10 protein-coding genes are annotated in these 11375 nt (G+C 55.7%); 8 read left to right on the top strand and 2 right to left on the bottom strand.

Annotated elements, in window-relative coordinates:
* Positions 1 to 256 precede the first annotated feature (256 nt).
* The 3 genes from KYK14_RS19975 to KYK14_RS19965 all read left to right on the top strand — a co-directional run bounded on the left by KYK14_RS19975 (position 257) and on the right by KYK14_RS19965 (position 2985).
* Complete coding sequence (locus KYK14_RS19975; RefSeq protein WP_219161435.1) at positions 257 to 892, top strand: NeuD/PglB/VioB family sugar acetyltransferase; 636 nt, start codon at positions 257 to 259, stop codon at positions 890 to 892.
* A gap of 107 nt (positions 893 to 999) precedes the next feature.
* Positions 1000 to 1953: an oxygen-dependent tRNA uridine(34) hydroxylase TrhO gene (gene trhO, locus KYK14_RS19970; protein ID WP_219161434.1), complete on the top strand. Its 954-nt coding sequence runs from the start codon at positions 1000 to 1002 to the stop codon at positions 1951 to 1953.
* 159 nt (positions 1954 to 2112) lie between these two features.
* Positions 2113 to 2985: a nucleoside phosphorylase gene (locus KYK14_RS19965; RefSeq protein WP_208306206.1), complete on the top strand. Its 873-nt coding sequence runs from the start codon at positions 2113 to 2115 to the stop codon at positions 2983 to 2985.
* Positions 2986 to 3141: 156 nt separating this feature from the next.
* Here KYK14_RS19965 and KYK14_RS19960 read toward each other — a convergent pair whose 3' ends face one another.
* Both KYK14_RS19960 and KYK14_RS19955 read right to left on the bottom strand, forming a co-directional pair.
* Positions 3142 to 3447: a hypothetical protein gene (locus KYK14_RS19960; protein ID WP_185283455.1), complete on the bottom strand. Its 306-nt coding sequence runs from the start codon at positions 3445 to 3447 to the stop codon at positions 3142 to 3144.
* 94 nt (positions 3448 to 3541) lie between these two features.
* Positions 3542 to 4552: an acyl-CoA reductase gene (locus KYK14_RS19955; protein ID WP_219161432.1), complete on the bottom strand. Its 1011-nt coding sequence runs from the start codon at positions 4550 to 4552 to the stop codon at positions 3542 to 3544.
* A 188-nt stretch (positions 4553 to 4740) separates the two neighbouring features.
* On the opposite strand from KYK14_RS19955, the gene KYK14_RS19950 reads away from it, so the two are divergent.
* The 5 genes from KYK14_RS19950 (at position 4741) to KYK14_RS19930 (ending at position 11285) form a co-directional block, all read left to right on the top strand.
* On the top strand, positions 4741 to 5091 hold the full coding sequence (locus tag KYK14_RS19950; protein ID WP_208306209.1) for a 4Fe-4S dicluster domain-containing protein: 351 nt from the start codon (positions 4741 to 4743) through the stop codon (positions 5089 to 5091).
* Between the two features lie 298 nt (positions 5092 to 5389).
* Positions 5390 to 8020 (top strand): valine--tRNA ligase, encoded by a 2631-nt coding sequence (locus tag KYK14_RS19945; RefSeq protein ID WP_219161430.1) that lies wholly within the window; start codon positions 5390 to 5392, stop codon positions 8018 to 8020.
* A gap of 132 nt (positions 8021 to 8152) precedes the next feature.
* Positions 8153 to 8581, top strand: coding sequence for a type II RES/Xre toxin-antitoxin system antitoxin (gene parS / locus KYK14_RS19940; protein WP_219161428.1), 429 nt, complete (start codon positions 8153 to 8155; stop codon positions 8579 to 8581).
* Positions 8581 to 9045 carry an RES family NAD+ phosphorylase gene (locus tag KYK14_RS19935; protein WP_219161427.1) on the top strand — a complete coding sequence of 155 codons (465 nt, stop codon included), beginning with the start codon at positions 8581 to 8583 and terminating at the stop codon, positions 9043 to 9045. Before parS ends, KYK14_RS19935 begins: the two co-directional genes overlap by 1 nt.
* 131 nt (positions 9046 to 9176) lie before the next feature.
* A complete protein-coding gene (locus KYK14_RS19930; RefSeq protein ID WP_219161425.1) occupies positions 9177 to 11285 on the top strand; it encodes a S9 family peptidase in 2109 nt (702 codons plus the stop codon).
* Positions 11286 to 11375 lie beyond the last annotated feature (90 nt).

Here is an 11375-nt window from a genome sequence, read left to right as displayed (position 1 = left end):
TGCTACTGCTGTTGCAAAACGACTACGTGCGGAGAGTATTAAAATGGTGAAGTAGTGGAGCGTTTGTCATCCTGAGCATGTGACGCAGCAAGCCAGTGCGGAAGAATCTTATCACGCGAGAACAAGTGTAACAACGACTCATGCAACTGGCAGACCTTCGTACGCTCAGGATGACAAACGCTTCACAACTTCACCATTCAACCTATCTTTGTGGTTTCGCTGCAAACTCCGGCCCCGCGTGGGCTGTTCTCATTTTATGGAAAATCCTGTAATCATTCTGGGCGCACAGAGCGTGGGCACCGCTGCCCTAGACTCCTTTCTGAGCAACGACGTGGTAGTGTACTGCCTGCTCGACGACGACGCCCAACTGCAAAATACCGAAGTAAACGACGTGCCCGTGATGGGCAACACCGATAACAAAGACCTGCTAAAACTGCTTGGCAAGAAGTGTGAGGTATTTGTCGCTACGGAGGACGCGGCCAGCCGCCGCAGCCTCACCGGCATGCTGCACGACGAGTACGAAGTAGCACCCGTCAACGCCATTCATGCCCGTGCCAGCGTGGCGGAACACGCCTGGCTGGGCCACGGCATTCTGGTAGGCGCCAATGCCGTAGTAGCCAGCACCGCCAAGGTAGGCGACGGCTGCATCATTGGAGCCAACGCCGTAGTGGAGACCAAAGTTGAGATAGGTGAATACTCGCAAATCGGCTCCGGCGCCATCCTGAACACCGGCGTGGTAGTAGGCGACCAAGCCTTTATCGGCTCGGGGGCCATTTTGGTGGCAGGTGTTAAGATTGGCAAGAAAGCTAGGGTAGGGGCTGGCTCCGTGGTAGTGGCCGATGTGCCTGCCAACCAAACCGTATTTGGCAACCCCGCTGCGAAGGTTGGTTAAGAACAGCTACTACCAAGTAGAAACCAATCTGTTGAGTTGAATAAGTTCTGTTCGAGTATTCAGTGAATCAGCTATTTAATTTTCAATTCTTAATTTTCGATTGAAAAATGGATTACCTCGTTCTGTTGTATTACTGCTACGCGCCCATTGACGACGTAGACGTATTTCGGGAGGAGCACCACCGCTTGTGCCTGCGCCTGCACTTGCGCGGCCGCATCATTGTGGCGCCGGAAGGGCTGAATGGTACGGTATCGGGCCGGCGGGTTGACTGCGAAGAATACATGCGCGTGGTGAAAGCTGATCCGCGCTTCGCGGCGCTGGAGTTCAAAATAGAACCCGCCGATGCCCACACATTCCAGAAACTGCACGTGCGCGTGAAACCCGAAATCGTGCACGTAGGCCTACCCGACATCAAGCCCTACGAGCGCACCGGCATCCACCTCTCGCCCCAGGAGTTCAAGGACATGAAGGACCAGGACGACGTGGTGGTGCTGGACGTGCGCTCCGACTACGAGTACGAGTTGGGCCGCTTCAAAAATGCCGTTACGCTCGACATCGAAAACTTCCGCGAGTTTCCGGGTAAGGTAGAGGAGCTAGCGCAGTATAAGGACAAGAAAATCCTGACCTACTGCACTGGCGGCATCAAGTGCGAAAAAGCCAGCGCCTTTCTGCTGGAGCAAGGCTTCGAGAATGTGTACCAGCTGCACGGCGGTATTATTAAATATGGCCTCGAAGCCGGCGGCGAGGATTTCGATGGCAAGTGCTACGTGTTCGACGGCCGCGTGGCCGTGGATGTGAACAGCGTCAACCCGACGATTATTTCCACCTGCCACCACTGCCACACGCCTTCGGCGCGTATGGTAAACTGTGCCAACCCGCACTGCAACGACCACCTGCCCCTCTGCGAAACCTGCGCCGAGCAGCTGGAAGGTGCCTGCTCGCCTACCTGCCAGCAGCACCCCGACAAGCGCCCCTACGACGGCACGGGTACCTACCCCAAAAACAGCAACAATTATAATCCTGAGCAGGGCTTGTTATCGTATAGGGCACCTGCTAAGTAGGCATTATAAATAGTTTGTCATCCTGAGCAGCGCGAAGGACCTTCTCACGCCAGAGCGACTATCATAACAACGATTCGTTCTGGCGTGAGAAGGTCCTTCGCGCTGCTCAGGATGACACTTTTTCTATATTCGCTTTCTCCCACCTAAAACACCTTTCTCATGCCTATTCCTGAATCGGAGCTGATCCTGAACAAAGACGGCAGCATCTACCACCTCAACCTGCTACCCGATCATATCTCCGAAACCATCATCACGGTGGGCGACCCGGAACGGGTGCCGATGGTCAGCCAGCACTTCGATTCCATTGAGACAAAGATTCAGAAGCGCGAGTTTGTGACCCACGTAGGCTACTACAAAGGCAAGCGTCTCACGGTGATTTCAACCGGCATGGGCACCGATAATATCGATATTCTGCTCAACGAGCTGGATGCGCTGGTCAACATTGACTTCATGGCGCGGGAGGCCTGCCCACACGACGAGCGGATTCAGCTGCGCATTGTGCGCATTGGCACCAGTGGCGCCTTGCAGGCCGATATTCCGGTAGGCTCGCACCTCGTCACGGAGCACGCCGTAGGCTTAGATTCGCTGATGCAGTTTTACCCTTTGGTTGAAACCGGCCTGGAAGTGGAAGTCGCTACCGGTATTCAGCAAGCCTTGCAGCTGCCCTACCGGCCCTACTGCGTGCGTGGCTCCGATCTATTGCGCGAGCAGCTCGGGAAAGGTATGGTGGTAGGCAATACGCTCACCTGCCCCGGTTTCTACGGCCCACAGGGCCGCGTGCTGCGCCTCGACCTGCGCCAACCCGACTTGATCCAACAGTTCCAGAATTTCCGTCACCAAAGCGCCGAAGGGGAGTTGCGTCTTACCAACTTCGAGATGGAAACGGCTGGCTATTATGCCCTGGGCCGTATGCTCGGCCACGAGGTAGTATCGCTAAACGCCATCGTAGCCAACCGCGCCACCGGCGAGTTTGCTACCGACTCGGAAAACGTCATCAACGATTTGATTGTGAAAACGCTGGACCGAGTGTAGTTGACGAGTTGTTCATTTAAAAGTTTGAAATAAAGCGTGTCATCCTGAGCGCAGCGAAGGACCTTCTTACGGTAGAACGATAGGCGTATTAACGACTCGTTCTGCCGTGAGTAGGTCCTTCGCTGCGCTCAGGATGACACGCTTTATGGGTTTCGCTTAGTAAAAATCAAACCCTAGCACAGCCTGCAAGGGTAGGGACACGCCGGCCTTCAGCGTGAGACTGTTGTCGTGGCAAGCCCAGATGCTGGTGTGCACGCGGCGGGTGATGTAGTCGGAAGTACGGAAATAGATGTCGACTTTACCCTGATAGTTGTTGCCGAGTGCCGTGGCGCGGTCGGCATCGTGCTGGCGGCGCTGCCGGTCGAGCGGATCTGTGAGAACATCTTCGGTAGGAAAGTGCAGACTTGGAATAGCTTCTTTCTCAATGATTTCGGCTGTGTCTGTCGAAGGTGTGAAGGGCATAGGTTGAAAAGCTAAATGGGTAGAGTAGGGTAAGAAAGTAAGTAAAGAACGCTTGTAGTGATTTGAAGCGTATTAAAACAGCATTATACTTCCATTAAAACTGCGCTAGAAATTTCATCGTGTCAATGCCGTCGGCGTAGTCCCACACCTGCGGGTGCTGCGCCCGCCCAAAAGCAAAGCTGCCCGGATATTGCCCGCCCGCCGATACCAGACACTGCGTTTGCGCAGCCACGGTAGTCAGGCGCTCCACTAGGTCTACCTCATGCTGATAGCCCTCGTAGTGCACCACCGAGATAGGCGACACCAACTGCGGGCTTTCCGTCAGCAGCAGGAAACCGTTGTCGTAGTGCGGTACGCCGTTCACCAGCAGAATGCTTTTGTTGTAGTCGTAGTTGTTCTGGTATTTGTGATGGTCGAGAATGTGGTGCCAGGGTTGCAACGCGTCGAGCAGGGTAGGGAAGGAGAAGCCTACCGGCACGTACAGTTTGCTCACGTTGCGGCAGCCCAGGCCGTAGTACCGGAAAATATCCTCGCCCACCAACCCTAGGTCGTGGTCCGACTCGCGGCCCGTGAGGATAGCCAGACTGGTGCGGTTGCGCCGGATTAGGTTGGGCTTCTTGCCGAAATAGTATTCGAAGTAACGGCCCGTGTTGTCGGAACCGGTGGCAATGAAGGCGTCGGCGGCATTCAGGCGCGGCGCAAAGCGGATCATTTCCTCGAAGCGTGGCTCAATCTTCACCAGTTCGCTGGCAATCCAGCTCATGAGCACAGTGTCGTCGGAGCTAGGTTTTGCCAGTAAAATGTGGCCGCTGAGCAGCACGCACAGCAGATCGTGAAAGCCTACCAGCGGAATATTGCCAGCCATGACCACGCCAATTTGGCGAGGCTGCTCCGGCTCGGCGGGGTAGCGGCCGGCCCATTGGCGCAGCGATTCCTCGTCCAACAGTTCGGCAATGCCTTTGATAGCATAGGCTACATTGGTAGGCGTGAACCAGTTGTTCTGGTTGCGCGCACGGGCACCTAGGCTGGCTAGTTCGTCTTCGGATAGGTTCTGCAAACGCTGGCCCAGGGCCACGAAGGCCGCTAGGCGGTCAGAATGATTCATAGAGGAAAGATGGGGTGGAAGGCTGAAGTTTGAGTGAAGCAGGATTGGAAAGCCCATTTCAGATCAACATTCAACGCTTAAAATTACGCGCACTGCGAGTTAGTTTCTATTTTTGTCGACCCGCGTTACGTTTGCGGCGCTTTTTACGTAAGCAACGACGTTACTTCAGCATAAAAATACAGACGGCTATGTCCATCATGATAACCGACGAGTGCATCAATTGTGGTGCCTGCGAACCGGAATGCCCCAACAATGCCATTTACGAAGGCGGTGCCCAATGGCGCTGGGCCGACGGAACGGCCCTGAAAGAAGTGGAAATGGACGGCGGTACCGTGGTGTCGGGTGTATCCCCGCAAACCCCGATTTCCGACGAGTACTACTACATCGTGTCCGATAAGTGCACCGAGTGCGTGGGCTTCCACGAGGAGCCCCAGTGCGCCGCCGTGTGCCCCGTAGACTGCTGCGTAGACGACCCCGACTACCGCGAATCGGAGCCGGAACTCCTGAAAAAGAAAGAGTGGCTGCATGCCGAAGCGTAAGCTACTTTCCTCTCCCTCAGAAGCCTGCCTCTGCCAAGGGGTAGGCTTTTTTGTGGGGTAGGGAAATTGAGTTGATGAGGCTGAGGGAATAAAACGTCTGTCATCCTGAGCGGAGCGAAGGACCTTCTCACGTGAGAAAGACAGGCGTAACAATGACTCGTTCCCCGTTCATCGTTCTCGCGTGAGAAGGTCCTTCGCTCCGCTCAGGATGACAGGTTCTACCTAGTCCCACGTCAACCCAATACCTCAGACCCTACTAAATCCCTATTTTTGCTCTTTCAACTAGATTCTCCCGTCGATGTCCATCGCCAAAACCTACTCTCCCGCCGACGTTGAAGCCAAATGGTACCAGCGCTGGCAGGAAAAAGGCTTTTTCCACGCCAAGCCCAACCCGCGCAAGCCCGCCTACTCCGTGGTGATTCCGCCGCCCAACGTAACGGGCGTGCTGCACATGGGCCACATGCTCAACAATACCATTCAGGATGTGCTGGTGCGCCGGGCGCGTATGCAGGGTAAGGAAGCGTGCTGGGTGCCCGGCACCGACCACGCCAGCATTGCCACCGAGGCCAAGGTAGTAGCGCTGTTGCAGGAAAAAGGCATCAGCAAAAAAGACCTTACCCGCGAGGAGTTCCTGACCCACGCCTGGGACTGGAAGGAAAAGTACGGCGGCATCATCCTGGAGCAGCTCAAGAAGTTGGGCGCCAGCTGCGACTGGGACCGCACGCGCTTCACGATGGAGCCCGAACTGACCGAGGCCGTACTGCGCGTCTTCGTGGACCTGTACCGCAAGGGCCAGATCTACCGCGGCGTACGCATGGTAAACTGGGACCCAAAAGGCGGTACCGCGCTATCCGACGAGGAAGTAATTCCGAAGGACACAATAGCCAAGATGTACCACCTCAAATACGAGGTAGTAGGGACCGAAGGCCAAGCGCTTACGGTGGCTACTTCCCGCCCCGAAACCATTATGGCCGACGTAGCCGTAGCGGTGAACCCGAACGACCCACGCTACACGCACCTGATTGGGCAGCGGGTTCGGATTCCGCTGCTGGGCCGCGAAATCCCGGTGATTGGCGACGAGTACGTAAGCATCGATTTCGGAACGGGCGCGCTGAAGGTGACGCCCGCGCACGATTTGAACGACTACGAGCTGGGCTTGAAGCACAACCTACCCGTTATCGACATTTTGAACAACGACGGCACGCTCAACGAAAAAGCAGTGCTGTACGTGGGCCAGGACCGCTTTGCAGCGCGTCGCAACGTGGTGAAGGACCTGGAGGAAGCCGGCCTGCTTGACAAGGTAGAGGAGTACGCCAGCGTGCTGCAAACCTCGGAGCGCACCGGCGCCGTGATTGAGCCGCGCTTGTCGCTGCAATGGTTCTGCAAGATGGACCATATGGCGAAAAAGGCGCTGGAAGTAGTTGAAAACGACGAAATCAAGCTGCACCCGCCCAAGTTCAAGAACATGTACCGCTCGTGGATGGAGAACGTGCGCGACTGGTGCATTTCGCGGCAACTGTGGTGGGGCCAACGCATTCCGGCCTATTACCTGCCCGATGGCTCGTTTGTGGTAGCCCTGGACATGGAGGAAGCCTTGAAGCTCGCCCGCGAGCAAAGCGGCAACCAAAACCTGCAAGCCAGCGACCTGCGCCAGGACGAAGACGTGCTGGATACGTGGTTCTCATCGTGGCTGTGGCCGATTTCGGTATTTGACGGTTTCAAGGACCCCGACAATGCCGACATCAACTATTTCTACCCCACGGATGACCTTGTAACGGCTCCCGAAATCCTGTTTTTCTGGGTGGCCCGCATGATTATGGCCGGGTTGGAATACCGCAAGGAAGTGCCGTTCCGCAACGTGTACCTTACCGGCATCGTGCGCGACGACCAGGGTAGGAAGATGAGCAAGCAGCTCGGCAACTCGCCCGACCCGCTTGACCTCATTGCCCAATACGGCGCCGACGGCGTGCGCACCGGCATGCTGTTTTCCTCGCCGGCTGGCAACGACTTGCTGTTTGATATCAAGCTGGTGGAGCAGGGTCGCAACTTCACCAACAAGCTCTGGAACGCTTTCCGCCTCACCCAGGGCTGGGAGGTAGACGCCGCCCTACCCTTCGCCAATCAAAAAGCTGTGGAGTGGTTCGGGGCGAAGCTGCAAACCACGCTGGCCGAGCTGGACGAGCACTTTGAGAAGTTCCGGATGTCGGACGCTCTGATGACGGTGTATAAGCTGGTGTGGGACGATTTCTGCTCGGTGTACCTGGAAATGGTGAAGCCCGCCTACCAGGCTCCCATCGACGCTGAGACGCTGCGCCATACCACCGCCTACCTCGAAACGCTGCTGAAGCTGTTGCACCCGTTCATGCCCTTCATCACGGAGGAAATCTGGCACGAGCTGGCCGAGCGTACCGATAAAGACTACCTCTGTGTAGCCGCTTGGCCCAAGCCGCAGCCGGTAGCCGGCGGTGCTGAGCTGCTGGCCCGCATGAGCCAAGCGCTGGACGTGGTGGCCGGTATCCGCAACATCCGCAATCAGAAAGGCCTCGGCCCCAACAAGCCGCTGACTTTGGCCGCCAAAACTGACGACGTGCAGCTGTTACAAGACTACGATGGCATCCTACGCAAGCTGGGGGCGCTAACTGAAATCAATGTGGTAGACGTTGCACCCGCCGCGGCGGTAGGCTTCGTTTCGGGTGGCTCGGAGTTCTTTATTCCGCTGGAAGGCCAGATTGACCTTGGTGCCGAAAAAGAGCGCTTAACCAAGGAATTGGAATACGCTCAAGGCTTCCGCGACTCAGTGCAGAAAAAGCTGGCGAACGAAAAATTCGTGCAAAACGCCAAGCCCGACCTGGTAGAGCGTGAGCGCCAGAAGCTAGCCGACGCCGAAGCCAAGATTACGGCACTGGAGCAGAGCTTAGCGGCACTGTAAGCAAGCATAGCGAGAAATAATCAGCTTCCTTCTTACCAAAGAGGGGAGCTGTTTTATTTCAGTTAGAACCGGCATGCGACAATTGTCGTTATATTTACGACACGTGACGTTGAATCTCTAATTTGTGGCTGTATGGTACCTTATGCCTTTGTGGAACTTCTGGGTGGTCCGGCCATAGTAGGCGAACCGCTAACCAATGACCTGCAAGTGGTCGACATGATTCAGCGTGGCGTGCGCCGCAGGGCGTTTGATTACTTGGCTAAGCGCTCCAACTTACCCCTATCTATCTTAACCGCCGCCGTTGACCTTTCAGTGCGGACGTTGCAGCGGTATGCCCCTGATCAACGCTTGCGAGCTGATACAACCGATCGGTTGGTACAATTAGCGATGCTGTACGCAGAAGGCTTTGAGCTGTTCGGAGAGGAAAAATTTAAGCGCTGGATGGAGTCGCCATTGCCGACGCTGGGCAACCGGCAACCTGTGGAATTCATTTCTTCCACGGTAGGAATACAATTGCTGCGCGACATTTTCGTGCGCATCGAACACGGGGTATTCGGCTGATGCTGGTATTTCGCTTGGCCCGCGCCAACCGCCGGTACGACCTGAGCGGCTGGGGTGCCTACTTAGTAGGTGGGCGCTGGAATTTGCCCGGTTTACCAGTACTATATACAGCCGAAAGCAGGGCTTTGGCTGCCATGGAAGTGCTAGTGCATCTACCTTCCGATGCCCTACCCGACGATATGTATCTGCTGACGCTGGAAGTACCCGATGAGCTAAGCAGAGAAACGCTTTCCGTAACTTCTTTGCCCGGCAACTGGCGGCAACTTTCTCAGCCGCAACCTACGGCTGAGTTGGGTAGCAAGTGGTTGCGTTCAGGAAGCAGCGTGGCACTACGAGTACCCTCCGTGCTCGTACCGCAAGAGTACAACCTACTGTTGAACCCTGCGCATTCGGAATTCGGCCAAGTAAAATTGACTGCTGAGCCCGAGCCGTTCCATTTCGACGAACGGTTACGGAAGGGGTAGGATAAGCCAACAGAACGTCCTTTCGACCAGCGGAAGAAATGACGTTTTTATACGTGCTGTATAAAGCAGCGCAACCTTCGCACGACAGTCGTATCTTTTCTTTTCATAAGAACCCTACCCCTTCCACAACGATGAAGAAATCTACTATCCTGTTCAGCGCTTTAGCTATGGCCGCCGGGGCCGAGGCCCAGCAGGCGCCTACCCCGCCTGTGGCCTTGGTGAAGCCCAAAGAGTTGAAAATGGGCAGCAACGTGCGCACCGACAACTACTACTGGCTGAACGAGCGCACCAACCCGCAGGTAATCAGCTACCTCGATGCCGAAAACGCCTACTTCGATAAGATGATGGCGCCGGTGAAGGACCTGGAAGAGAAGTTCTACCAGGAAATAAAGGGCCGCATCAAGGAGCAGGACGAGTCGGTGCCCTACCGCGACAACGGCTATTACTACTACACCCGTTACGAAAAAGGCGGCGAGTACCCCATCTACTGTCGCAAGAAGGGCGACCTGAAAGCGTCGGAAGAAGTGCTGCTGAATGCCAACGAAATGGGCAAAGGCAAGAGCTATTTCGCGGTGGGTGGCTACGAAGTCAGCGACAACAATCAGTTGATGGCCTACGGCGTAGATACCGTGAGCCGCCGCCTCTACACACTGCGCTTCAAAGATTTGAAGACGGGCAAGGCCTACCCCGAAGCCATTCCGAACACCAGCGGCAACGCCGTGTGGGCCGCCGACAACAAAACCGTGTTCTACGCCAAAAAGGACGTAACCACGCTGTTGCCCTACCAACTCTACCGCCACACCCTCGGCACCGACCCCAAACAGGACAAGCTGATTTACGAGGAAAAGGATAACACCTTTAACCTAGGAGTAGGTCGCTCGAAATCAAAGAAATATATCTTTCTAGCGCTCGGTAGCTCCCTTTCCAACGAAATTCGGTACCTAGATGCCGCTGCACCTACCGGCGAGTTCAAAACATTCCTACCCCGCGAAAAGGACCACCTCTACGACGTAGAGCATCTGGGCGACCTGTTCTACGTGCGCACCAACTGGGAGGCCCCCAACTATCGCCTGATGGCGACGCCCGTAAGCAACACCGCCAAATCGGCGTGGAAAGATATTATTCCGGCCCGCAAAGACGCATTTATTGATGCGTTCGACGTGTTTCGGGACTACCTCGTGGTGAACGAGCGCAAGGAAGGGCTGCGCCAACTGCTCATTATGAGCCTGAAGGACAAAAAGAAAAACTACATGACCTTCAGTGAGCCAGCATATACCGCTACCATCGGCATAAATCCGGAGCTAGATACGCCGGTGCTGCGCTACAACTACACCTCGCTCACTACCCCTTCTTCCACCTACGACTACAACATGGCGACCGGCAAAACCACCCTGCTCAAGCAGCAGGAGGTAGTGGGCAGCTTTAAGAAAGAGAACTACGTGACGGAGCGCACATTCGTGAAAGCCCGCGACGGGGCTATGGTGCCGATTTCCATTGTTTACAAAAAAGGCTTTAAAAAGGATGGCAAGGCGCCGCTATTGCAGTACGCTTATGGTTCCTACGGTTTCTCGCAGGACCCCGGCTTCTCGGCGGCCCGTCTGAGCCTGCTCGATAGAGGGTTTGCCTATGTGCTCTGCCACATCCGCGGCGGGCAGGAGATGGGTAGAGAGTGGTTCGAGGACGGCCGCATGCTGCACAAGAAAAACAGCTTCACCGATTTCATCGACTGCTCGGAGTACCTGATTCAGCAGAAGTATACCTCGCCGGAGAAGCTGTTTGCGATGGGCGGCTCGGCGGGCGGTCTGCTAATGGGCGCCGTGGTAAACATGCGCCCTGACCTATACAAAGGCATCATTGCTGGCGTGCCGTTTGTGGACGTGGTAACCACCATGCTTGACGAAAGCATTCCCTTGACCACTGGTGAGTACGACCAGTGGGGCAATCCCAACGAGCAGCAGTACTATGACTACATGCTGTCCTACTCGCCCTACGACAACGTGAAGAAGCAAGCCTACCCCAACATGCTCGTTACCACTGGCCTACACGACTCGCAGGTGCAGTATTTCGAGCCGGCCAAGTGGGTAGCCAAGCTCCGTACGATGAAAACAGATAACAATATGCTGCTCCTGCACACCGACATGGCCGCCGGCCACGGCGGCGCCTCCGGCCGCTTCAAGTCCCTCCACGACACGGCCCGGCAGTATGCCTTTATGATGCTGGTGCTGGGCATGCGGGCGTAGGTTGGTTGGAGTAAAAACAGCCGTGTCATCCTGAGCTTGCGAAGGACCTTATTACGCCAGAATGGTCATCATAGCAATGACTCGTTCTCA

Source organism: Hymenobacter profundi, from assembly GCF_019334315.1.
GTDB classification, from domain to species: Bacteria; Bacteroidota; Bacteroidia; order Cytophagales; family Hymenobacteraceae; genus Hymenobacter; species Hymenobacter profundi.
This window is presented reverse-complemented; position numbering and strand designations above follow the sequence as displayed.